Origin of the sequence: Streptomyces sp. NPDC006739, from assembly GCF_042869815.1 — a bacterium.
Classification (GTDB): domain Bacteria; phylum Actinomycetota; class Actinomycetes; order Streptomycetales; family Streptomycetaceae; genus Streptomyces.
Genome location: NZ_JBIAGM010000008.1, coordinates 172,231 through 195,691, shown reverse-complemented (window position 1 = coordinate 195,691; position 23,461 = coordinate 172,231). Strand labels below are relative to the sequence as shown.

The following is a 23,461-nucleotide window of genomic DNA, read 5'->3' as shown; positions in this document are numbered from 1 at the left end:
ACCGCTTCGGCCGGGCCGCCGCGTACGGTCCGGTACTCGAACCCGATGGCGCCGGCCGGGGCGTCACCCAGCGGTCCTCCAGGCCTTCGAGGGCAGCAGCCGTACGACGGTCTCCTCCAGGTGGGGCAGGGTCCGCTGGGTCGCGAGGGCAAGGGCGATGGACACGGCGACGCCCGCCCAGGCGACCGGTCCCAGCGGGGTGCAGCCGAGGGCGCGGCTGACGCCGGGGGTCTGGATCAGGGCGAAGAGCGCCAGCGCCGAACCCAGGGAGGTGGCCCGGACCAGGGGGCTGTCGCGGCGGTCGAGAAGGGTCTGGGCGAGCTGGGTGGTGACCACGGCGCACAGAGCCATCGTGCTGGAGCGGCGGGCCGTACCGGGGGTGAAGCGGCCGATCAGCCAGGCGAGTACCGCGCCCAGGCAGGTGGTCAGGGCCCGGTGCCGGATCTGCCGCATCAGCGGCTCGCCGAGCACGGCGGACGCCTCCTCCGGCACCCCGGCCGCCGTCGCCCCGAAGTCCGGATCCGCCTCCTGCTTCGGGGTGACCGCGACGGCCATCGCCGGGAACAGGTCGGTGAACAGGTTCACCAGCAGCATCTGACGGGTGGACAGCGGGGCGCGGCCCGACAGCAGCGTGCCCAGGATGCCGAAGCCGACCTCGCCCGCGTTGCCGCCGATGAGGATGGCGATGGCGTCGGCGACACCGTGCCACAGGGCACGGCCCTCGCCGACCGCGTCGATCAGCACGGTCAGGTCGTCGTCGGTCAGGACGATGTCGGCCGCGTTGCGGGCGGCCGCCGACCCCCGGGCGTTGATGCCCACGCCGATGTCGGCGGCGCGGATCGCGGCGGCGTCGTTGGCGCCGTCGCCGACCATCCCGACCACCCGGCCCGCGTCCCGCAGCGCCTCCACGACCTGGAGCTTCTGCTCGGGCGCGACCCGGGCCACGACGCCGACGTCCCGCAGCATCCGGGCCCGGGCCGCGCGGTCCGCGGCGGCCAGTTCGTCCCCGGTGACCACGGCCGTGTCCTCGGGCCAGCCCAGTTCGGCGGCGATGGCCCGGGCGGTCTGCGGATGGTCGCCGGTGAGCATGACCGGTCGCACACCCTCCTCGTACAGGCCGTGCACCAGCGCCGTGGAGGTCTCGCGGGGTACGTCCGAGAGGGCCACCAGGCCGGTGAACTCCAGGTCGCCGAGGGGTTGTTCGAGGACGTCCGGCTCCTTCTCGTGCGCGCCGAGCCGCCGCCGCGCCACCGCCAGGACACGCAGGCCGTCCCCGGCGAGGGCGTGCGCCGCGTCCTCGGCGTGGCCGGGCCGGTCGGCGCAGGCGGGCAGGACGGTCTCCGGGGCGCCCTTGACGACGAGCACCGGCGGTCCGTCCCCGGCGCGGCCGACGGCGGCGGCATAGCCGCGCCCGGCCTCGAACGGCAGGCTGTCGAGCTGGGTCCAGTCCGGATCGGGACCGGCCGCGTCGAGGACGGCCTCGTCGGTGGCGTGCACCGGCCGGTCGGAGCCGCCGTTCAGCCGCGGACAGGCGCGGGCCGCCGTGCGCAGGGTGTCCGTGGTGGTGGCGTCCGCGACCGCGTGGATCGTGCCGTCGGCGTCCGAGACCTTCACCAGCCGCAGCCGGTTCTCGGTGAGGGTGCCGGTCTTGTCGAAGCAGATGGTGTCCATGCGGCCCAGCGCCTCCAGGGTGCGCGGGGTGCGGACCAGGACGCCGCCCCGGCTGAGCCGCCGGGCGGCGGCCAGCTGGGCCACGGTGGCCACCAGCGGCAGGCCCTCGGGGACCGCCGCCACGGCGACGGCGACCCCGCCGCTGACCGCCTCGCGGATGGGGGTGCCGCGCAGCAGCGCCAGCCCGGTGACGGCGGCACCGCCCGCCAGGGTGAACGGCAGCGCCTCGCGGGTGAGTTCCTGCAGCCTGCCCTGGACTCCGGCGGCCGGGGGCGTGCGGGCGGCGAGGTGGACGGCGCGGGCGGCCTCGGTGCTCTCACCGGTGTCGACGACGACCGCGCGGGCCTGGCCGGCGACGACGGTGGTGCCTTCGAAGACCATGCAGCTGCGGTCGGCGACGACGGCGTGCGGGGTCGGGTCGGTCTGCTTCTGCACCGGCAGGGACTCGCCCGTCAGCGCCGACTCGTCGACCTCCAGACCGTCCTCCCACAGCAGGCGGGCGTCGGCGGGTACGACGTCGTCCGCCTGCAGCTCGATCACGTCACCGGGCCGGAGCTTTCCCGCCTCGACGGTGCGCGTACCGCCGGCCGGTGCCTCGCCCTTCGGGGGCGCCATGCGCGCCTTCCGCTTCTGCTCGGCGACCAGCCCGGACAGCGCCCGTTCGGCGCGCAGCCGCTGGACGCCGCCGACCAGGGCGTTCAGGTCGAGGGCGCCGAGGACGAGCAGGGCGTCCACGACCGAGCCGAGGATGGCCGAGGCCGCCGAGCCGACGGCCAGGACCGGGGTGAGCGGGTCGTGCAGTTCGCCGCGCACCGCCCGGCCGAGTTGGACGCTCCAGCGCGCGGGCGCCAGCGCGGGGTGCCCGACGACCCTGTCGACCGCCTTGCGGGTGCGGGAGGTGGCCTCTTCCAGCGGGGGTTCGGCGACCGGTTCGTGCGTCAGCCGCTCCCTGGCCTCCTCCGGGTCCAGCTCGTGCCAGTGCACGCGCGGACGCGGGTGCGGGGCGTGGGCGGCGGCCACGCCGAGGGCGGCGCGCGCGCCGCTCAGCAGGGCGGCGGCCGCGCCGGCGTCGACCGGGGCGTGCCGCAGGCCCGGCAGCAGGGCGTGGCGCCCACGGCCGCCCTTGGACTCGCCGACGGCCACCAGCAGTCCGGAGAGGGCGGCGCCCGAGCGGGCCAGGGTCTGGGACCGGTGGCCGGTGGTGCGGGCGGCCGGGACCGCGGTCAGCAGCCGCCACACGTCGGACAGTCCGTGCAGGGCCATGATGTCCGCGCCCCACACGACGGCGCCGTCCTGGTCGGTGAGGGCGACGGCGATGTCGGCGGCGCGCAGCCCGGCCAGGACGTGGTGCTCGTCGGCGGAGCGCATCCGGGCGACCGTGAGGACGGCGCCCTCGTCGCCGCGCAGTTCGTGGACCACGTCGTCCAGCGGGCGGCGCGCGTCCACGACCCGGTCGGCGAGGCCGGTGACGTCCTCCAGGGCGGGGTCGTCCACCAGGACGACCTTCAGGCGCGCCCGGCGTGCGGCGTCCAGGACCGCCTCGGTCCACGGGTCCGGTTCACCGTCCTCGGTGCGCAGGGCGCTCGGGTGCAGGACGACGGTGCCGGCCATCTCCAGCTGCCGCAGCCGCTCGGGGTCGCGGACCAGCACGCCGGTGCGGGCCAGCGCGGCGCCGAGCACGGCGTGGAAGGCGGCGGGTCCGTAGCGGGCGGCCTTGGGCGAACCGGCGAGGACCGCCTCCGCCGCCTCGGCGCCGTCGTGCTTGACCAGCAGGGTCACGGCCGCGCCCAGCACACTGCCGGCCGAGGCGTGGGCGGCGTACTCCTGGGCCGGGGAGACGTGCAGCGGCGGGCGGGGGGAGTCGTCGCCGGCGACGCTGATCCGGTCGGGGGCGCACAGCCGGTCGTGCACGGCGTCGAAGGCGGCCGCGCGCGCGAGCGTCTCGGCCAGCTGGCAGGCGCGCAGGGTGCCGTCGAGGACGAGGGAGGTGGGGGTCTGGCCGGCGCCGTGGACGGCCGCGTTGGCGCAGGCCAGCGCGAGGTCCATGCGGGAGGGTCCGATCCGCGCGCTCAGCCAGGCACGGAAGCGCGGGTTCTCCCGCAGCAGCGTCACCGCCGCGGTCACCACGCGGGGCGACGGTGGCAGGCGCAGGGACGAGGCGGTGAGGCCCGCGGCGATGCCGACGGCGTCGGCCGCGAGCGTGGCCGCGGCGGCGCGCACCCCCGCCGGATCGGCCGGATGCGTGGTCTCGTCCGGTTCGCCGGACGCCAGGGTCAGTCCGTGCCGCTCGGCGAGGTCGGCGGCGTGCTCCACCACCTGGTCGGTGAACTCGTCCTCGGTGGCGGTCACCACCAGACGGGCGAGCCCCTCGTCCCAGTAGGCGAGGAGGACGTCGGGCCGCTCCGCCAGCGCGACGGCGACCCGGCGTGCGAGGTGCTCCACTCCGCCGGCCCGCCGCACCAGCTCCGGCTCGACGGCCCGCAGCGCCAGATGCGCCCGCGCGCCGGCCCGCCAGTGGACTCCCGCGCCGGGCAGCGCCATACGGGCGACCCGGGCCACCCGTACGGCGGCGTCGGCGCCCCGTACGCCGGCCCGGGCCGTGCCCGCCGCCGCGCCCGCGGCCGCCCCGTACGCCGGGACGGCCACGCGGGTGAGCAGGCGGCCCGCCGCCAGAGGCGCCGTCAGCAGTCCGGACACCATCGCGCTCCCTCAGAGAGTGGTGCGGTCTGGCCGCGCGGTCGGACCGAGCGGGCCACCGGATGCCACGCTCTTGGCCCCCTTGTCACCCTTCGCACCCTTGGCGCCCTTGGCGCCCTTGACCCGGCCGCCGGACGCCTTGGCGCCTCCTGCCGGCGTTTCGCCCCCGGTACCGGTCTCCGGCGCGGACCTCAGTGCCGCGCTGGTGATGTCGTGCGGGGGCTCCTCGGCCATGCCGCCGCCCTCCGGCCGTGCCGGTCGCCCGGCCTCCCCCGGCCGGGGCTGGGTGAGCCAGGCCACGGCCGCGCCGGTGAGCGCGACGGGCCACTCCACCACACCTGCGGCGCCGAGCACCCCGGCGCCGGTGTACACCGCGAGCCGCCGCCCACGCGGGGAGACGGCACCTACCTTGTCCAGCGTTCCCTGCGCGGCCTTGCCCACCGTCCCGGCGCCGCGCACCCTGCGCAGCACCGAGGCCGCGCCGTGCAGCGGCGCCGCAAGGACCGACGACTTCTGCTCAGCCATGACTCTCCTCGGGTGAGATCGCCCTACGTGCCCACCGGGTGCCCCTTGCCACGCAGGTCACGCGTCTTCACGGCGTCTCGTCAGGAAGTGTTCGGGAGGGAGATTCATTGGGCGGTCGTCGCTGAAGGTTCCGCCGGGTCAGGGCGAACGGCGGAACAGTGTGGCGGGCACGGCGTCGGCCAGCATCCGGTAGCCCTGCGGGTTGAGGTGCAGCCAGTCGCCGACGTGCACGGAGGGCAGCAGGCGGCGCGGGTTGTCCGGGTCCCGTACCACCCGGTCGAAGTCGATGACCGCGTCGAAGTGGCCGGCGGCCCGGATCCAGGCGTTGACGCGCTGCCGGGCGACCTCCCGCTCGCCCGCGGGATCGTCGTAGGGGGTGTTGCCGCCGAACGGCGTGATCGTGGCGCCGTAGACGGGGATGCCCTGGGCATGGGCACGGACGATGATCTGCTGGTAGCCGGCGATCAGGTCGTCGGCGACGCGGCGCTGGGCCTCGGGGGTGGCGTCGGCGGTGCCGATGTCGTTGACGCCCTCGAAGAGGATCAGCCAGGAGACGCCGCTGCGGGAGAGGATGTCGCGGTCGAGGCGGGCGAGGACGTTGGGGCCGAGTCCGTCGTTGAGGACGCGGTTGCCGCCGGCCGCCTGGTTGAGGACGGCCAGGTGCGAGGTGGCGGGGCGGGTCTGCAGGCGGTCGAAGAACTGGTCGGGCCAGCGGTCGTTGCCGTTGGTGGTGGAGCCGCGTCCGTCGGTCAGTGAGTCGCCGAGGATCGCCACCGCGCGGGTGTCCCCGGGGGACAGCACCTCGACGTCGCTCAGCAGGTACCAGTGGTTGACCGGGATGGCGCCCGTCAGGTCCTGGTCCCGGGTGTGGTCGCCGGTCACCAGGTACGAGGTGGTGCGCGAGCCGGGGTGCGAGGTGAGCGCGAGCGACGGCTGGCCCCCGGCGAGGTAGGCGGTGACGGTGAGGACGGACCCGGAGTGCAGGGGGAAGTCCAGGGGGTCGGAGACGACCTGGGCGCCGACCGGGACGGTGGTGGCGGCGCGTCCGGAGAAGGTGACCGGCCGGGTGCTGCCGGGCTCGGTGGCGCTGACGCCGGCCTTTCCGCCCTGGGGCAGCGCCACGGTCACGGCGGTGAGCGGCAGCGGTGTGTCGCCGTAGGCGTTGGAGAAGCGGAGCCGGATGCGGTGTCCGCCGGTGGAGACGCGCAGGGTCTGGCGCAGGGTGGTGTCGACGAGGACGGACTTCTCGCCGGTGAAGGGCGCGGGCGGCAGGTTGGCGGGCTCGGTGAGCTGCGGCATCGCGGTCCAGGTGTTCACCCAGTGGGTGCGGACGGCGATGCCCGGAGCGGTCCGTGGCGCGGCCTCGGCGCGGCTTCTCAGCAGGGCGGTGACGGCCGAGGACGTCACGACGAGGGCGAGCGCGAGGACGCAGGTGGCGATCATGGTGGCGAGCGGTGGCATGCGTCTGGGCGGGTTCAAGGGGGCCTTCCTGACGTGGGGGCGGGGGCGCGCCGCACTCCCCTGCGACGCGCCCCCGGGCCGGTCGGCCGGCTGGTCAGCCGGTCGTGCAGGCGGTGCCGTTGAGGGAGTGGGCGGTGGGCGCCGCGCTGTCGCCGGTGTGGGTGGACTTGGTCGCCGTGCGGCGTAGCGGAGCGGTGCGGGGCATGGCTGGTCCCTTCCCGGTGCGACAGGAGCAGGGCGGTCCAGGGGGCATGGTGACATGGACACGGCCGTCATGGAAGCGCTCCCACACCACTTCCGGGCCGACCTGAACGCCACCCTCCACGTTCTGCGCAAAGCGTTGACTAGAAAGCGCTTGCCTTCTACGGTCCGTTCAGAACAGTGACCACGGGGCCCGGCATCTCCCCCATATGGTCACCGGTCAGGGCGTCGCGTTCCACAGGGTGCACATGGTTCATGTACATGTCGCCATATCCCCACGAAGGGACGCACCCGCACACTGGCGCAAAGGCTTTCCCGGACAACCGCCACCACCCCCACTCGGAAGAAGGCATTCGGGACATGACTTCACGAGCACGGAACCACGCGGGTACCACCCGCGCACTGATGGGCGGACTCGCCGCCCTCGGGCTATCGGTTGGCATGATCATGACCAATGGGTCCACGGCGAGCGCCGCCACCTGGCCGACCCCCAGCGGCAGCAAGGCCGTCACCTCCACCATCTCCGTCTCCGGCACCAAGGACTACGGGATGCTGCGCCTGTACGGCAGCGGCAAGCTCGGCACCGGCAGCCAGAACGAGCACCAGCCCCCGATCCTGGAACTGGCGCCCGGCACGGTGCTGAAGAACCTCGTCATCGGCGCCCCCGCCGCCGACGGCATCCACTGCCTGGGCAGCTGCACGCTGCAGAACGTCTGGTGGGAGGACGTCGGCGAGGACGCGGCGACCTTCCTGGGGTCCTCGCCGTCCAACGTGTACACCGTCACCGGCGGTGGCGCGAAAGAGGCGAGCGACAAGGTGTTCCAGTTCAACGGAGCCGGCACCCTCAACGTGTCCGGCTTCGCGGTGCAGAACTTCGGCAAGCTGGTGCGCTCGTGCGGCAACTGCAAGACGCAGTACAAGCGCACGATCAACATCAGCAACATCGAGGCGACCTACAAGGGGCTCGCCGTCGTCGGCATCAACACCAACTACGGCGACAGCGCGACCCTGCGGAACATCACCATCGTCGGGGACTCCGGCAGGAAGATCGTCCCCTGCCAGAAGTACATCGGGAACAACACGGGCAAGGAGCCGCCCAAGAACGGCTCCGACCCGGACGGGACCTACTGCAAGTACTCGCCGTCCGACATCACCTACAAGTGAGCGCCCCGGCCCGGTGAAGGCGGCCGTACGAAGCGTCCCGGCACGGCGTTTCGTACGGCCGCCGCGTCACGCGTCCCCACCGCCGGCCGCTCCGGTGAGCCGGCGGCGGTAGCCGGCGTAGGCGGCGCGCAGGGCCTCGCCCGGCCAGTCGGCGGGCAGCAGGGCGGGGGGCAGGACCGGATCGGTGATCAGGTGGCGGACGACGGCGGCGAAGGCGGCCAGGCGGTCGGCCGGACGGTGGGAATCGGTCACGTGGGCGAGCAGCGAGCGGGCGGTAGCGGCCCAGTCGTCGAGCGGCCAGAGACGCTCCGCCAGCTCCCGCGGGTGGCCTTCGGGCCGGGCGGTCCAGAACTGGACGATCTCTGCCAGGTCGTCGGGCAGGGCCCGGTCCAGATTGGCCGGGCGCAGCCACACGCCCTCGCGGAGTTCGGCCAGGCGCAGCGCGGTCAACCGGGCGCGCAGTTCGGCACGTTCGGCCGGGCCGCGGCCGGTCGCGGTGACCAGCAGCATCTCCCAGTCGCCGCGCCACGCGCGCGTGCCGGGCCGTACGGCGTCGTCCTGGCGACACTGGCGGGCCATCAGCCGGTCGCTGAGGGAGTAGACGGCGTCCGTGCGGCGCAGATCACCGGCGGCCACCATCCGGCTGAGCGCGGCGCGCAGGGTGGAGCCGCCGACTCCGAAGGGCTCCACCAGCCGGACCAGGTCCTTCACCGCGAGCTCCGGCGGGTGCGCGCCGAGCAGCAGGCTCAGCACCACCGACCGGGCGGACAGGGGCCGCGGCGCCGCCTCACCGGCTCCACCGGAGTCGTCGGGCTCACCCGGCCCGCCTTCCTCGACCGACACGTTCATGACCTCGTACTGTAGGGGCGCCTCTCCTTGTTGCATCATTGCTGCGGCCGAAGAAGGAGTGCAACATTGGCTCATGGTCTTCCTACCCGCGCAGCCGCGACCGCAGCCGCAGCACCTCACGCACGAGGTGACCAACCAGGCCCCGCCCCTCGCCCCGTACGACGCCTCCCAGGACGCGGCCCTGCTGGAGGGGCTGCGCCGGGAGGGTGCCGGGTGGGCCGAGGACGGCATCCGGCGGCTGGGAGCGCGGGCCGGCAGCGCGGAGGCGCAGGAGTGGGGTGAGCTGGCCAACCGGCACGAGCCGGTGCTGCGCACCCACGACCGGTACGGCCACCGGGTCGACGAGGTCGACTTCCACCCCAGCTGGCACCACCTGATGCGGACCGCGGTGGCCGAGGGCCTGGCGGGAGCGCCGTGGGCCGAGGACCGGCCCGGCGCCCATGTCGCCCGCACCGCCGGCGGACTCGTCTGGGGGCACACCGAGGCGGGGCACGGCTGTCCTACGTCGATGACGTACTCCGCCGTACCCGCCCTGCGCGCCCAGCCGGACCTCGCCAAGGTCTACGAACCGCTGCTGACCAGCCGCGCGTACGAGCCCGGCCTGCGCGTGCCCGCCGAGAAGCCCGGGCTGCTCGCCGGGATGGGCATGACCGAGAAGCAGGGCGGCTCGGACGTCCGGACGAACACCACCGCGGCGACGCCCACCGCCGAACCGGGGGTGTACACGCTGCGCGGGCACAAGTGGTTCACCTCGGCACCGATGTGCGACCTGTTCCTGGTGCTGGCCCAGGCTCCGGGCGGCCTGTCCTGCTTCCTGGTGCCGCGCGTCCTGCCCGACGGCAGCCGCAACACCTTCCGCATCCAGCGGCTGAAGGACAAGCTGGGCAACCGCTCCAACGCCTCCTCCGAGCCGGAGTTCGACCACACCGTGGCCTGGCTGGTCGGCCCCGAGGGGCAGGGCGTGAAGACCATCATCGAGATGGTCAACTGCACCCGCCTGGACTGCGTGATGTCCTCGGCGACGCTGATGCGCAGGACGCTCGTCGAGGCGGGGCATCACGCGCGCCATCGCCGCGCGTTCGGCGCCCGGCTGCTCGACCAGCCGTTGATGCGCAACGTACTGGCCGACCTGGCCCTGGAGTCGGAGGCCGCCACGACGCTCACGCTCCGGCTGGCCGGGGCGGCGGACCGGGCGGTGCGCGGTGACGCCGGGGAGCGGGCCTTCAGGCGGATCGCGACCGCCGTCGGCAAGTACTGGATCACCAAGCGCGGGCCGGCCTTCACCGCCGAGGCCCTGGAATGCCTGGGCGGCAACGGCTATGTCGAGGAGTCCGGCATGCCCCGCCACTACCGGGAGGCGCCCCTGCTGTCGATCTGGGAGGGCTCGGGGAACGTCAACGCGCTCGACGTGCTGCGGGCGCTCGGCCGTGAGCCCGCCACCGCCGAGGCCCTGTTCGGGGAACTCGCCCAGGCGCGCGGGGCGGACGCCCGTCTCGACGCGGCCGTGTCCGGACTCAAGGACCAGTTGGCCGAGACCGGTCAGGTCGGCGCCCGCCGGCTGGTGGAGCGGATGGCCCTCGCCCTGCAGGCCTCACTCCTCGTCCGGTACGCCCCGCACCCGGTCGCCGACGCCTTCTGCGCGAGCCGGCTCGCCGGCGACTGGGGGCACGCCTTCGGCACGCTGCCCGCCTCCGCCGGCCTCGACGCGATCCTGGAGCGAGCGCTGCCCGGCCGGAACTGACCCCTCCTTTCCCCGCGCGCGGTGCGTGGCCGGTAACAGCCCACGGATCGCACACAGTCGTCGCACGATTCCGCTCGGTTGTCAGTGCCGTGGTGCACACTCGCGATCAGGTGGCATTCGCCTGGGGAGGACACTGTGTTCACGGGGATCGACGAGGTCGACTGGGCCTCGCTGCGGCATGCGTACGGCAGCGCGGAGGACGTGCCCGCTCTGCTGCGGGGACTGGCCTCCGCGGACGCGGCCGAACGGGAGGTCGCGCTCGACGGGATGTACGGCGCGGTGCACCACCAGGGCAACGTCTACGACTCGACGCTGGCCTGCGTTCCGTTCCTGTTCTCGCTGGCGGCGCGCGAGGAGGTGGCGGACCGGGGCGGCATAGTCGAACTGCTGGTCAGCATCGGCTCGGAGAGCGTCGGCGGCGCCGGTGCGCGGGCGCAGGCCGCCGTGCGGGCGGGTGCGGAGGCGTTCGTCCCGCTGGCCGGGGACCCGGACGCGGGGGTACGGCAGGCGGCGGCCGGGGCGCTCGTCCGGTTCCTCGACGAACCGGCGCGTGTGCTCGGGCTGTTACGGCAGCGGATCACCGTCGAGCGGGACGCCCGGGTGCTGCTCGCGCTGACCGAGGGCCTCGGCCTGTTCGTCCGGCGGCACCCCGCGCACGCCGCCGGGGCGTTGGACCTGCTGACCACGCAGAGCGCCCCGCCCTACGACCCCGGGCTGCGGCTCGCCGCGCTCGGCCAGCTCGCCCTCGGTGCGCCCGGCCGGCTTCCGGCCGACCTGGTGCCGACGGCGGTGCGGCTGCTCAGGGAGAGGTCCGCACGCCGCTCCGGCGTCCCGGGCGAGCCGGACCGCTGGGGCGCGGACACCCTGGTGGGCCGGATACGGCGGCTGCGCCCCTCGGACGAGGAGGGCTCGCACCTGCTGCGCACCCTGCACACCGCGCTCGGCGACCGGGTGGACGACCGGATCGCCCTGCTCACCGGACAGCTGGCGAGCCCTGACGCGATGGACCGGGGCAACGCGGTGTGGATGTCTGCGGGGCTGCTGCGGGCGTGGCGTGCCGACTACACCGAGCCCGTCGCGCTGATCGGCGCCCAGCTGGCGGCGGATCAGGACCCGTTGCGGGATGCCGCGGTGTCGGTCCTCGGTGAGCTGTTCGAGCTGGCCGCGCCCGCCGCCGACGACCTGCACGCCCTGGTGACCACCCGGCCCGACCTGTGGACGCACCGCTGGGAGCGCGGGACGCCCACCCTCGGCGGCTGCGTCAAGGCCCTCGCCAGGAGCGGGGACGCGCGGGCGGTCCCGGTCCTCGCCCAGCTGCTGGCGGGACCGGTCACGCCCGGTGGCCTCGGCTTCGAGGTCGTCCACCTCGGCCGGGCGGCGGCCCCGCTCGCACCGGCGGTGCGCGACCGGCTCGGCCGGCTCGTGCTGGACTCCCCCGAGGTCGTCGAGCGTGCCGCTCCGCTGCTCGCCGCCGCCCGGGCCCTGGGCTGTGCGGAGGCGGTGCCGGAGGTGCGGCGGCTGCTGCGGGGCGCCCCGGGAGACCTCGGGGTACGGGACAGACTCGTCGGCCAGGTGGTCGCGACGCTGGACGCGCTGGGAGCCGCGGCCGAGATCGCGCCGCTGCTCCGGGAGCTGCTGACCACCCGGTACGCGCCGGTGGCGGCGGGTGCGCTGTGGTCGGCGGAGGGCGACGCGGACGCCGTACTTCCGGTCCTGGTGCGGGAGTTGACGGGCGGAGGACTCGGGAGCCGCCGGCTCGCGGCCGAGCAGCTGGCCCGGCTCGGGCCCGCCGCCCGTGCCGCCCTGCCGGAACTGCGTCGTGCGGCCCGTTCGGGCCGGGTGTGGGAACGGCTGGCGGCCGGGCGGGCGCTGTGGCACGTCGGCCGGGACCCCGGCCCCGTCCTTCCCGTGCTGCGCGCCGCCTGGCAGGAGAACCGCCTCACGCGCGGCACGGTCGCACGGTGCCTCCTCGACCTGGGCCCGGCGGGCGTGCCGCTGCGGGACCTGGTCGGGACGGAGCTGGCCGCCGCCCGCCGGCACACGGCGCGCGCGGGCGGGTACGGCAGCCATGACATCGCCAAGGACGAGGCGCTGCTGAGGACGTGCCGGGAGGTGGCGGCGGGCTGGTAGGAACCCCCGGGAAGGCTCCCCGCGGGCCTCACCCGCTCCCGGTCACCCGGTCGTCCGGTTCCTCACCCGGTCGTCCGGCCCCACTGCGGGCCCAGCCGGGCCCACTCGGCGTCCCAGTGGTCCATGCGCCGCCGCTCCAGACGGCCCCGCAGGAGGAATCCGCCGACCAGGGGCACGGCGGCGGCGCCGAGGCCGACCAGGCCGCCGATGAGGGTGGCGCGCAGACCTGCCTCCGAGGCGGTGGCGGGCCGGGTGACGAGGTGGCCGCCCGGGTCGGTCCAGACGGTGACCGGTGAGCCGGCCGGGCTGCCGGGCGTGACCCGGGCCTGTCCGGTGTGGGCGGAGCCGTCGGCCACGGTCCAGCGCACCTTCGCCCAGACCCGCTCGCCGCCCGAGGCGCGGGTCTTCGCGGGGGGCGATCCCGGAGCCCTCCCGACGACACGGGCCACGGCGGGTTGCCAGGTGGCGCGCTCCCGGGCCAGCCCGTGCTCCACCGACCTGGCCGCCGTCAGCCCGGCGAGCACTCCGGCGAGGACGGTGAGCAGCCAGGCGCCGAGCACCAGCCAGGCCTCCACCTTGTCGGCACGACGCTTGAGCGGGTTGCGCCGCCAGCGCCACAGCCACACCTTCGGACCACGGAACGCCATCAAAGGCATCCTCCTCACGAGCGCACGGACAGGCCGGACCGCCCTCCCATACGGGAGAGACCGCCCCGTTGCTCACGGCGTACCTCTCCCTCGACGGTCGCACGAGTCCCCCGGTTCGCGCAGGCGCATGCCGCAATGGATCCCGCCGATCTCCGCGAACCACCGGCGACACCACTCTGACCTGCGCGAACACCGCTTGGAGGGGTGTCTGTCAGTGGTGGGGTGCAGACTGACCGGTGTCCGAAAAACACCTGTGACAAACAGCTGTGACAAACAGCTGTGACTAGCACCTGTGACTAGCACCTGTGACAAAGACGTCCCGGAGGTGGTCGGCATGACCGAGGTACTGCTCGCCGTGGGTACCCGCAAGGGCCTGTTCATCGGGCGGCGGCGGGGTGGCGCCTGGGACTTCGACGAGAGTCCCTACTTCAACGCCCAGGCCGTCTACTCGGTGGCCATCGACACCCGGGGCGCCACTCCCCGGCTGCTGGCCGGCGGCGACAGCGCGCACTGGGGTCCGTCCGTGTTCCACTCCGACGACCTGGGCCGCTCCTGGACCGAGCCGGCCCGGCCGGCCGTCAAGTTCCCCAAGGAGACCGGCGCTTCCCTGGAGCGGGTCTGGCAGCTGCACCCGGCGGCCGCCGAACCGGACGTGGTGTACGCGGGCACGGAGCCGGCCGCGCTGTACCGCTCGGAGGACCGCGGGGAGAGCTTCGAGCTGGTCCGCCCCCTGTGGGAGCACCCCACCCGCTCGAAGTGGGTACCGGGCGGCGGCGGTGAGGGGCTGCACACGGTCGTCACCGATCCGCGCGACCCGCGGGCGGTCACCGTCGCCGTCTCCACGGCCGGCGTCTTCCGCACCACGGACGGCGGCGCGAGCTGGCGGCCGTCCAACTCCGGCGTCTCCGCGGTGTTCCTGCCCGACCCCGACCCGGAGTTCGGCCAGTGCGTGCACAAGGTCGCCCAGGACGCGGGCACCCCGGACCGGCTCTATCTGCAGAACCACTGGGGGGTGTACCGCAGCGACGACGCGGGCGCGCACTGGACGGACATCGGCGCGGGTCTGCCGTCCACCTTCGGCTTCGCGGTGGCCGCCCACCCGCACCGCGGCGATACGGCGTACGTCTTCCCGATCAACGCCGACGCCGACCGGGTGCCCGCCGACCGCCGCTGCCGGGTCTTCCGCACGGCGGACGCGGGCAGCACCTGGGAGCCGTTGACGGCGGGGCTGCCGGCGGAGGACCACTACGGCACGGTGCTGCGCGACGCGCTGTGCACGGACGACGCGGACCAGGCGGGTGTCTACTTCGGCAACCGCAACGGCGAGGTGTTCGCCTCGGCCGACGACGGCGACAGCTGGCGGCAGTTGGCCTCCCACCTGCCGGACGTGCTCTGCGTGCGGGCGGCGGTGGTCGGCTGAGCCAGTAGGGTGGCGCCCGTGGCACCACGACCCTTGCACGAAATCGTCGAGGCGGGCTGGGCGAAGGCCCTGGAACCCGTGGCCGAACGGATCGCCGGGATGGGCGACTTCCTGCGCGCGGAGATCGCAGCGGGACGCACCTACCTGCCGGCCGGCCCGAACGTCCTGCGGGCCTTCCAGCAACCCTTCGACGAGGTACGCGTCCTGATCGTCGGCCAGGACCCGTACCCGACCCCGGGGCACGCGGTGGGCCTGTCGTTCTCCGTCGCGCCGGAGGTTCGTCCGCTGCCGCCCAGCCTGATCAACATCTTCCGGGAGCTGAACACCGACCTGGGGCTGCCCCAGCCGTCGAGCGGTGATCTGACGCCCTGGTCGCGGCAGGGCGTGCTGCTGCTCAACAGGGCGTTGACCACGGCCCCGCGCAGTCCCGCCGCGCACCGCGGCAAGGGCTGGGAGGAGGTCACCGAGCAGGCGATCCGTGCCCTGGCCGGGCGCGGGAAGCCGCTGGTGTCCATCCTGTGGGGCCGCGACGCCCGCAACCTCCGTCCGCTGCTGGGCCGGTTGCCGGCCGTGGAGTCCGCGCATCCCTCGCCCATGTCGGCCGACCGGGGTTTCTTCGGCTCCCGGCCGTTCAGCCGGGCCAACGACCTGCTGATCCAGCAGGGGGGACAGCCGGTGGACTGGCGCCTGCCGTGACCGGCACGGCCGCGGGGCCGGGCTTCCTCGCGGTGGACTCCGGGGGCTCCGGCGTCCGCGTCACGGTCGGCGTGGCCGGGCAGGGGGCGCGGGGCGTGCGGGAGACACGGGAGCCGGTCCGTACGGGGGCGCGGGGCATCGACCCCGGGCACCTGCTGGAGCAACTGCTGCCGATGGCGCGGGAGCTGGCGGCCGAGGCGGGGGTCGGCCGGCTGGAGACGGCGGCCGTGGGAGCCGCCGGTCTCGCGAGCCTGGGCGACGCCCTGCGCGCGGAACTGCCGGGCGCCCTGGCCCGGGAGCTGGGCGTACGCAAGGTGGCGCTCGCTGCCGACGCCGTCACCGCCTATGTGGGCGCCCTCGGCCCGCGCGCCGGGGCCGTGATCGCCGCCGGCACCGGTCTGATCGCCATCGGCACCGATCTGACCGGCTGGCGGCGAGCGGACGGCTGGGGGCATCTGCTGGGCGACCACGGCGGCGGTGCCTGGATCGGGCGGAAGGGCCTGGAGGCGGCGCTGCGCGCGCATGACGGGCGGGCCGGCGGGTCCGCCGTGCTGCGGGCGCGGGCCGAGGAGCGGTTCGGACCGCTGCCCGGGCTGCCCGGGCTGCTCTACCCGCGCCCCGACCGGCCCGCCTTCCTCGCCTCCTTCGCACCCGACGTGGCCGCGTGTGCCGTGAGCGATACGGTCGCGGCCGGCATCCTGCGCGCGGCGGCAAGGCAGATGGGCGAGTCGGCCGCCGCGGTCTGCCCGTCGCGCTGTGGGCCGGGCGGGGAGCCGCACATCGCCCTCACCGGTGGCCTGTTCAGGACGGGCGACCCGCTCCTCGTACCCGTGCGCGAGGAGTTGGCGCGGCGGCTCCCGCACGCGCGCCTGGTCCCGGCCGAGGGGGACCCTTTGCACGGCGCGGTGCTGGTCGCGAGCGAGTTGGCCGCCGGGCGGCTCACTCTCCCGGGTGATCAGGCGATGTTCCGCGTCGTCATCACATAAGGGGATTGGTCACTCGGGGTATGAAGTGTCCGGCACATGCCCGGATCACTTCCAAACCGTCCGTAACTCATCAGACAAAACCGGACGGATACCGCTCACCTGCACCCTCCCCGAACAGGGGAGCCCAATAAGTTAGTAACATGCGGCGCCATGAGCTCCCCCACTGGGCCCGCGTCCGGCCTGCCCGTACGAATGCCGCGACCCCGCCAGCCCGGACGGCACCGCCGCCCCGAACCGCTGGTGGCTCCCGAGGACGCGCCGGCGCTCGTCCTCGCGGTGCCCGGCGCGCCCAGCGCCGCCACGCGCGGCCTCGCCGAGGAGGTCGTGAGCATCGCCCGCTCCGAGCTGCCCGGCCTCGACGCCCGGATCGGCTACCTGGACGGCGACGACACGGAGTTCCCGGCCCTGCAGTCGGTGCTGGCGCACGCCGCCGCCGAGCGCACGGCGCGCTACGAGCAGGCGCGTGCCGCCGGCCTGGACGTCAAGGAGCCCGACGGTCCGGTGGCCGTCGTCGTACCGCTGCTGGCGGGTCCGGACGGCTCGCTGCTGCGTCAGGTCCGCCAGGCCGTGATGGAGAGCCGCGTGGCGGCCGACCTGACCGACGTCCTCGGCCCGCACCCGCTGCTGGCCGAGGCGCTGCACGTGCGCCTGTCCGAGGCGGGCCTCGCGCGCGCCGACCGGGCCCGACTGTTCACCGTGGCCACCGCCGCGGACGGCATCATCCTGGCCTCCGTGGGCGGCGACGAGGCCGTGCAGGCGGCCGGCATCACCGGCATGCTGCTCGCCGCGCGGCTGGCCGTGCCGGTGATGGCGGCGGCCCTGGACCAGGACGGCTCGATCTCCTCGGTGGCCGAGCAGCTGCGGTCCTCCGGCTCCCAGCAGCTGGCCCTCGCGCCCTATCTGATCGGTCCGGAGATCGACCCGGGGCTGCTGGCGGCGGCGGCCGAGGAGGCTGGCTGCGCCACCGCGGAGGCGCTCGGCGCGTACCCGGCGATCGGCAAGCTGGCCCTGGCCAAGTACACGACGGCCCTGGGCATCGCCCCGCAGCAGGCCCAGGGAGCCCCGGTCCGCTGACGCGCCACGGCAGCACGACGTCCGCACGTGAAGGAAGGGCCCGCTCCGGCAAGGAGCGGGCCCTTCACGTCGGTAGATTCGATCAGTCGAAGACCACGCAGGACGCCGCCGGCACGTCCACGGAGCCGTCGTAGCGGGGGCGGCCCGTGAGGGGGTCGAGGGCGAACCAGGTCACGTTCCCGGAGCGTTCGTTGGCGGCGTAGAGGAATCCGGCCGACTCGGTCAGCGCCCGTGGCCAGTGGCCGCCGCAGGGCACCGTGCCGGTCAGGCGCAGTGTCTCGCCGCCGCCCTCCACGGCGAAGAACGACAGGACGTCCTCGCCTCGGGTCGCCGTCCACACGAAGCGGCCGTCGGGGGAGACGGCGATGCCCGAGGGGTAGGCGTCGCCGGCCGGGGCCCCCGGCAGGACCGGGATCTCGGTCAGCGGCTGCAGCCGGCCGCCGTCGGCGTCCCAGCGGCACACGGTGACGGTCGGGGTGAGTTCGTTGACGACGTAGGCGTACTCGGCGCCCGGATGGAAGGCCAGGTGGCGCGGGCCGGAGCCGGGTCGCAGCGCGGTCTCCCGGTGCACGGCCGGGGTGCCGTCGGCCAGGACGCACACCCGCACCGAGTCCGTGCCGAGGTCCACGCTGACGGCCCAGCGGCCGCTGGGGTCGGGCTGCACCTGGTGGGCGTGCGGCCCGCGCTGGCGCCGCTCGTGGGGCCCGGAACCGGTGTGCCGGAGCAGCCCCGACGGGGCGCCGGCGAGGCTGCCGTCCGGGCGCAGGGGTACGGCGGTGACGGTTCCGGAGCCGTAGTCGGCAGTCAGGAGGTGACCGTCGTACAGGCCGAGGTGAGTGGGTCCGCCGCCGACGGGCACCGGAGGTCCGGCGAGTTCCGGCTTGTCGCTGTGGACGCGGTACGCGGCGACCGCGCCGTCTGCGGTCTCACTGACCGCGTAGAGCGTGTTCCCGTCGGGCGACAGGGCGAGGTACGACGGGTCGGGGACGCCGTCGAGACTGTCGAGCAGGGTCAGCGCGCCGCTGTCCGGATGGACCTCGGCCGTGACGAGGCCGGGGCCGCCCGCCGCGGTGAACGACCCGATGAACGCCCTGCGCCGCCTGTCACCCTCTGCCACCGCTGTCCCCTCTCGGTCCGAGCCGTACGAGCCGGTCCGGGCCGACGGTAGCAGTCGATCAGCTGCGGTCTAGACCAAGAGGGCGGTTCATGTCGCGCCCGAGGGGGTGCGCAGCGGTTCGGCCAGGCCGGCGAGGGCGCGTTCCAGGCCGTGGAGATGGGCCAGGGCAGGCTCGGCGGGTGGTTCGGCGGGGCAGGCGAGGTGCTCGGGACCGCCCCGGGTGAGTGCCTCGACGGCGGCCTCGACGCGCCAGCAGGCGGCGGCGAGGCGGGCGTCGTGGGAGGCCTCGGGGTCGGCGGCGACGGCGACCAGGCCGCGGACCTCGCGGGCGCAGTCGTCGAGCAGGGCCAGCACCCGGTGGGCCCGGCGCTTGCGGCCGAGCATCGGGTTCAGCGGGTGCACGAGCGGCGCGACGGAGAGCCGTACCCGGCCGAGCAGGTGCTCCAGTTCGGCCACGCGGGGTGCCGGATCCGCCGTCGTGGAGCCGGCCAGGCGGCCGGCGGCCTCGGCGGTGCAGGCGTGCACACAGCGCAGGGCGCGCTGGATCCAGGCGTCGGTGGTGGTGTGGGTGGTGACGGGCAGCACGAACAGCACGGCGAGGACGGCACCGAGAGCGCCGACACCGGTCTCCGCGAGGCGCAGGGCGAGCAGGTCCGGGCTCAGGACGCCGAGGAGGCCGTACAGGAGCTCGGCGAGCAGCGTCACCCAGAGCATCATCCAGGTGTACGACACCGCCGCCGTGTAGAAGATGCCGAAGACGGCCACCGCGACGAGCACCGCGGTGGGCACCGGGGCGCCGTGCACCGGGACGGCGACCAGCAGACCCAGCGCGATCCCGACGACGGTGCCGGCCACCCGGCGGAAGCCGCGGACCAGGGTCTCACCGCGCGAGGCGGTGTTCACGAAGATCCACCAGGTGGCGCCGACGGCCCAGTACCAGCGTTGGCCGGACACCAGCTGACCCACGACCAGCGCGAAACCGGCACCCGCGGTCGCCTGGACGGCCTGCCGAGTGGTCACCCGGGCCAGGCCGCCGCCGGCGGGCGGGGCGGGTACGGGGGCCGGGGGCAGGCGGCGCTCGTAGCACCACAGGCCGAAGCGCACCGCCGCCGCGCTGAGCAGGGACAGCAGGACGGCGGTGAACAGTTCGGGCAGCCGGCCGGGGGTGGCGTGCAGGAACTGGGCCACGAAGAAGGTCATGAAGGCGAAGACGCCGAGGCTGTGGCCGCGCGGCCCCCAGCGGCGGGCGTACACCCCCGCTCCGACCACGGCGAGGAAGGCCAGGTCGCGGGCGACGGGCAGATCGTGCAGTCCGGCCGCGACGGTGAGCACCGGCAGGCCGACGACGGGCAGCAGCGCGGTGGTGACCGCCTGCCCGCGGACGGTGGCGTCGGCGACCGTGAACAGGGCGAGCAGCGCGGCGAGACCGCCGGTGACGGCACCCGCGAGGGACTGTCCGGCCAGGCCGCAGACCACGACCGCCACTCCGATGCCCAGGACGGCCCGTGCGGCGAACCGCATCCGCGCCCGCCCCGGGTCCGGAGCCACGAACATCCTCTTCAGCACTGCCACCCGCCCCGTCCGGACATCCGCATGGAAAAGGCGCCGCGGGGTCCGCAGCGCCATCGACGGATCCATCACAACACCATGCGGGCGCCCGGCTCAAGTCTCCCCCGGATCACTGGTCCATTGGCACAGCGCGTTTTGTGTGAGCCATTGGTACAGTCCGGTGGCATGAACGTGGACGAGCTGGACACCCGCATCCTTCGACTGCTGCTGGAGCGGCCGCGCACCAGCGTGCGCGAGTACGCCCGGATCCTCGGCGTCGCCCGCGGCACGCTCCAGGCCCGCCTCGACCGTCTCGAACGCGACGGCGTGATCACCGGCACGGGTCCCTCGCTCTCCCCCGCCGCCCTGGGCCATCCGGTGCTGGCGTTCGTGCACATCGAGGTCACCCAGGGCCACCTGGACGACGTCGGGGACGCGCTGGCGGCCGTACCGGAGATCGTGGAGGCGTTCTCCATCACGGGTGGCGGGGATCTGCTGACCCGGGTGGTGGCCCGGGACAACGCCCATCTGGAGGACGTGATCCAGAAGCTGATCAGCCTGCCGGGAGTGGTGCGCACCCGCACCGAGGTGGCGCTGCGCGAGCGGGTCCCGCACCGGCTGCTGCCGCTGGTGGAGTCCCTCGGCCGGGCGGCCCGCGGCTGACCCCTCCGCCCGGGCTCCGGGCCGGGCGGACCGGCCGGCGGGCGGACTTCTCGACGGGCGGTGTGCGCCGCGGTTACCTAGCGTGGTGCCATGACCACACTCCAGTCCCGGGCATACGAGCCGGGCGTCGACGACCGGCGGTGGAAGGCACTCGCGGTCTGCCTCACGGCGGGCTTCATGACCCTCCTGGACACCTCGATCGTCAATGTGGCGCTGCCCTCGATGGAACGCGGCCTGGGCGCCACCCAGGCGGACCTGTCCGCGGTGGTCTCCGGTTACGCCCTGGCGTACGGGCTGACGCTCGTGCCGGCGGGCCGGCTGGGCGATCTGCGGGGGCGCAGGGAGACCTTCCTGACCGGGGTGGCGCTGTTCACGCTGGCCTCGGCGGCCTGCGGACTGGCCCCGGCCGCCGGCTGGCTGGTGCTGTTCCGGCTGCTCCAGGGCATGGCGGGGGGCATGATCGCGCCGCAGGCGTCGGGGCTGATCCAGCAGATGTTCCAGGGTGCGGAGCGGGCCCGCGCGTTCGGCATGTTCGGGAGTGTGGTCGCCGTGTCCACGGCGGTCGGACCGCTCTCCGGCGGCCTGCTGATCGAGGCGTCCGGCAGCTGGCGCTGGGTGTTCTACGTCAACCTGCCGATCGGGCTGGCGGTGTTCGCGGCGGCGCTGCGGCTGCTGCCCCGGACCGCGCCGCGCGACGGTCCGCCGGAGGGGTTCGACCTGCCGGGCGTCCTGCTGCTCGGCGCGGGCGCGTTCACGCTGATGCTGCCCCTGGTGCAGGAGCAGCAGTGGCCCGGACGGCGTAAGTGGGCGCTGGTTCCTCTGGCGCTGCTGCTGCTGGCGGCGTTCTGGGCGTGGGAACGGCGGCAGGGGCGGCGCGGGCGGGCGCCGCTCATCGATCTGAGGCTGTTCGCCCGGCGGTCGTACTCGCTGGGGGCGTTGCTGAGCCTCGTGTACTTCGCCGGTTTCACCTCGGTCTTCTTCGTCTACACCCTGTTCCTGCAGAACGGCATGGGCTACAGCGCGCTGGCGGCCGGGACGGCCGCGATGCCGTTCGCGGTCGGCTCGGCGTGCGCCGCGCTGGCCGGGGGGCGGCTGGTCGTCCGGTACGGCCGCAGGCTGGTGGTGTACGGGCTGGGCGCGGTCGCCGCGGGCCTCCTCGGAGCCGTCCTGGCCGTACAGCTGGTGCCGGGCCGGGGGGTGGGGTGGGCGGCCGCGCTGCCGCTGCTCGTCGCCGGTGTCGGCTCGGGGCTGACCGTCTCCCCCAACACGACGCTCACTCTCGCCCGGGTTCCGGTACGGCGCGCGGGGGCGGCCGGCGGTGTACTGCAGACCGCGCAACGGGTCGGCTCGGCCGCCGGCATCGCCGCCGTGGGCGCGGTGTACTTCGCCCACCTCGCCCACCACGCCCGCGCCGCCGACGCCCTGCGGCTGGGTCTCCTGACGGCCACCGGCATCATCCTGCTCGCGCTCTGCCTGGCGGTGGCCGACCTGCGGGAACGCACAGCGCATCCCGAGCCACGAGAACCCGTCCCCCCGCGCGGCGACTGACCCCGGCGACGGCCGAAGCCCCACCTGCCGCTGGTTCCTCGTGGGAGCAGCCTGGCCGGCCTACGACCGTCGTCGCGGCTTGCCGCGTTTCGGGGCCGCCGTCCGGCCCTTCGGGTTGCGGCTCGTCTGCTTGGCGGCCGCCGGCTTCTGGCGGGAGGCCGGCTGTTCCGGGCGTTTGCGCTGTTGCTGGGCCGTGGCCGGGGCGCGGCCCCGGGTGCTGTTGACGGTGCGGCCGCGGACGATGCCGATGAAGTCCTCGACCAGGTCCGTGGTGGCCTCCTCGGGCCAGGACAGGGCGACGGTCGACCGGGGGGCGTCGGTGACCGGGCGGTAGGTGAGGTCCCTGCGGTGGTGCAGCCGGGCCAGGGACTGGGGGACGACGAGGAGGCCCACCCCCGCCGCCACCAGCTCGATGGCGTCCTCGGTCGTGGCGGGGCGCTCGAAGGCGGGCTCGCCGGGCGGGGCCGCCCAGTCGAAGACGTCGTCCAGGGGGTGGAAGAGGACCTCCTCGGCGAGGTCGTCGAGGGTCACCTCGTCCGCCGCCGTGATCAGGTGGTCCTTCGGGACGACGACCACCGTCGTCTCGGTGTAGAGGGGGATCGCGCTGAAGAACGTCCGGTCCACCGGGAGCCGTACGAACGCCGCGTCCGCCGCACCGGCGCGCAACAGCTCGAACGCCTCGCCGGCCGGGGCCTGGAGGAGCGTGAGCGGGATGTCCGGCAGGCGCTCGTTCCAGATCCGTACCCACTTGGCGGGCGTCACGCCGGGGACGTACGCGAGCCGGAACGTCGGTGGTTCCTCCGTGCCTGTCACGCCCGCCAGGTTACCCGCCCTGGTCGGGCGGCCCGTACGCGGCCGATACCCTTGACCTCATGAAGTCGCACCAGTCCTCCCAGACGATGAAGCCCGCCACCGCGGCCAAGAAGCTGGGTGTGTACCTCCCCGCCACGCCCGCCGAGTTCCAGGAGGGCGTGGTCTCCCGCGCCGAGCTGAACGAGCTGCAGGCCAACCCGCCGCAGTGGCTGCGGGAGCTGCGCGGCAACGGCCCGCACCCCCGTCCGGTGGTCGCGGCCAAGCTCGGCGTGTCCATCGCGGGGCTGGCGCGCGGCGGAGTGAGCGAGGCGCTCACCACCGAGCAGATCGAGGCGCTGAAGCAGGAGGCGCCCGAGTGGCTGGAGAAGGAGCGCGCCACCCAGGCCGAGGTCCGCAAGGAAGCCGTCCGGATCCGGAACCTCAAGCAGGAGAAGGGCGCCGAGCAGGGCTGACACCCCCGCCCTCCCCGGTCGGAGGGCGTTGTCAGTGGCCTCCCCTAGAGTTCCCGTC

General features: G+C 74.7%; 18 protein-coding genes. 10 read left to right on the top strand and 8 right to left on the bottom strand.

All coding sequences use genetic code 11. The features are described from left to right. Positions 1-63: 63 nt before the first annotated feature. The 3 genes from ACFYMM_RS18445 to ACFYMM_RS18435 all read right to left on the bottom strand — a co-directional run bounded on the left by ACFYMM_RS18445 (position 64) and on the right by ACFYMM_RS18435 (position 6,336). On the bottom strand, positions 64-4,371 hold the full coding sequence (locus tag ACFYMM_RS18445) for an HAD-IC family P-type ATPase (protein WP_388387630.1): 4,308 nt from the start codon (positions 4,369-4,371) through the stop codon (positions 64-66). A 9-nt stretch (positions 4,372-4,380) separates the two neighbouring features. Beyond that, entirely contained in the window at positions 4,381-4,893 is a 513-nt protein-coding gene (locus ACFYMM_RS18440; protein WP_388387628.1) for a hypothetical protein, read from the bottom strand. A 138-nt stretch (positions 4,894-5,031) separates the two neighbouring features. Then, positions 5,032-6,336, bottom strand: a complete 1,305-nt coding sequence (locus ACFYMM_RS18435) for an SGNH/GDSL hydrolase family protein (RefSeq protein ID WP_388387886.1) — start codon at positions 6,334-6,336, stop codon at positions 5,032-5,034. A 579-nt stretch (positions 6,337-6,915) separates the two neighbouring features. Here ACFYMM_RS18435 and ACFYMM_RS18430 point away from each other — a divergent pair. Then, on the top strand, positions 6,916-7,719 hold the full coding sequence (locus ACFYMM_RS18430; protein WP_388387626.1) for a pectate lyase: 804 nt from the start codon (positions 6,916-6,918) through the stop codon (positions 7,717-7,719). Between the two features lie 66 nt (positions 7,720-7,785). Here ACFYMM_RS18430 and ACFYMM_RS18425 read toward each other — a convergent pair whose 3' ends face one another. After that, positions 7,786-8,568: a PaaX family transcriptional regulator C-terminal domain-containing protein gene (locus ACFYMM_RS18425; RefSeq protein ID WP_388387624.1), complete on the bottom strand. Its 783-nt coding sequence runs from the start codon at positions 8,566-8,568 to the stop codon at positions 7,786-7,788. A gap of 73 nt (positions 8,569-8,641) precedes the next feature. Here ACFYMM_RS18425 and ACFYMM_RS18420 point away from each other — a divergent pair, with 73 nt between their 5' ends. Both ACFYMM_RS18420 and ACFYMM_RS18415 read left to right on the top strand, forming a co-directional pair. After that, positions 8,642-10,309, top strand: coding sequence for an acyl-CoA dehydrogenase family protein (locus tag ACFYMM_RS18420; RefSeq protein WP_388387622.1), 1,668 nt, complete (start codon positions 8,642-8,644; stop codon positions 10,307-10,309). A gap of 135 nt (positions 10,310-10,444) precedes the next feature. Continuing rightward, positions 10,445-12,439, top strand: coding sequence for a HEAT repeat domain-containing protein (locus ACFYMM_RS18415; RefSeq protein WP_388387620.1), 1,995 nt, complete (start codon positions 10,445-10,447; stop codon positions 12,437-12,439). Between the two features lie 62 nt (positions 12,440-12,501). Here the strand turns inward: ACFYMM_RS18415 and ACFYMM_RS18410 are convergent, their stop codons facing one another. Continuing rightward, complete coding sequence (locus tag ACFYMM_RS18410; RefSeq protein ID WP_388387618.1) at positions 12,502-13,086, bottom strand: hypothetical protein; 585 nt, start codon at positions 13,084-13,086, stop codon at positions 12,502-12,504. 334 nt (positions 13,087-13,420) lie between these two features. On the opposite strand from ACFYMM_RS18410, the gene ACFYMM_RS18405 reads away from it, so the two are divergent. The 4 genes from ACFYMM_RS18405 to ACFYMM_RS18390 all read left to right on the top strand — a co-directional run bounded on the left by ACFYMM_RS18405 (position 13,421) and on the right by ACFYMM_RS18390 (position 17,262). Next, positions 13,421-14,506: a WD40/YVTN/BNR-like repeat-containing protein gene (locus ACFYMM_RS18405; protein WP_388387616.1), complete on the top strand. Its 1,086-nt coding sequence runs from the start codon at positions 13,421-13,423 to the stop codon at positions 14,504-14,506. Positions 14,507-14,524: 18 nt separating this feature from the next. Continuing rightward, positions 14,525-15,202, top strand: a complete 678-nt coding sequence (locus ACFYMM_RS18400) for a uracil-DNA glycosylase (protein WP_388387614.1) — start codon at positions 14,525-14,527, stop codon at positions 15,200-15,202. Then, a complete protein-coding gene (locus tag ACFYMM_RS18395) occupies positions 15,199-16,188 on the top strand; it encodes an N-acetylglucosamine kinase (RefSeq protein ID WP_388387612.1) in 990 nt (329 codons plus the stop codon). Before ACFYMM_RS18400 ends, ACFYMM_RS18395 begins: the two co-directional genes overlap by 4 nt. Before the next feature lie 150 nt (positions 16,189-16,338). Next, positions 16,339-17,262, top strand: coding sequence for a sirohydrochlorin chelatase (locus ACFYMM_RS18390; protein ID WP_388387610.1), 924 nt, complete (start codon positions 16,339-16,341; stop codon positions 17,260-17,262). Between the two features lie 82 nt (positions 17,263-17,344). Here ACFYMM_RS18390 and ACFYMM_RS18385 read toward each other — a convergent pair whose 3' ends face one another. Both ACFYMM_RS18385 and ACFYMM_RS18380 read right to left on the bottom strand, forming a co-directional pair. Then, on the bottom strand, positions 17,345-18,379 hold the full coding sequence (locus tag ACFYMM_RS18385; protein ID WP_388387608.1) for a lactonase family protein: 1,035 nt from the start codon (positions 18,377-18,379) through the stop codon (positions 17,345-17,347). A gap of 87 nt (positions 18,380-18,466) precedes the next feature. Further along, positions 18,467-19,945, bottom strand: a complete 1,479-nt coding sequence (locus ACFYMM_RS18380) for an FUSC family protein (protein ID WP_388387884.1) — start codon at positions 19,943-19,945, stop codon at positions 18,467-18,469. A 168-nt stretch (positions 19,946-20,113) separates the two neighbouring features. On the opposite strand from ACFYMM_RS18380, the gene ACFYMM_RS18375 reads away from it, so the two are divergent. Both ACFYMM_RS18375 and ACFYMM_RS18370 read left to right on the top strand, forming a co-directional pair. After that, on the top strand, positions 20,114-20,590 hold the full coding sequence (locus ACFYMM_RS18375) for an Lrp/AsnC family transcriptional regulator (RefSeq protein ID WP_388387606.1): 477 nt from the start codon (positions 20,114-20,116) through the stop codon (positions 20,588-20,590). 90 nt (positions 20,591-20,680) lie between these two features. Continuing rightward, complete coding sequence (locus ACFYMM_RS18370) at positions 20,681-22,138, top strand: MFS transporter (RefSeq protein ID WP_388387604.1); 1,458 nt, start codon at positions 20,681-20,683, stop codon at positions 22,136-22,138. 60 nt (positions 22,139-22,198) lie between these two features. On the opposite strand, the gene ACFYMM_RS18365 is transcribed toward ACFYMM_RS18370, so the two are convergent. Beyond that, entirely contained in the window at positions 22,199-22,951 is a 753-nt protein-coding gene (locus tag ACFYMM_RS18365) for a LysR family substrate-binding domain-containing protein (protein WP_388387602.1), read from the bottom strand. A 59-nt stretch (positions 22,952-23,010) separates the two neighbouring features. Between ACFYMM_RS18365 and ACFYMM_RS18360 the strand changes: the two genes are divergently transcribed. Beyond that, on the top strand, positions 23,011-23,403 hold the full coding sequence (locus ACFYMM_RS18360; protein ID WP_388387600.1) for a DUF5997 family protein: 393 nt from the start codon (positions 23,011-23,013) through the stop codon (positions 23,401-23,403). Positions 23,404-23,461: the final 58 nt, after the last annotated feature.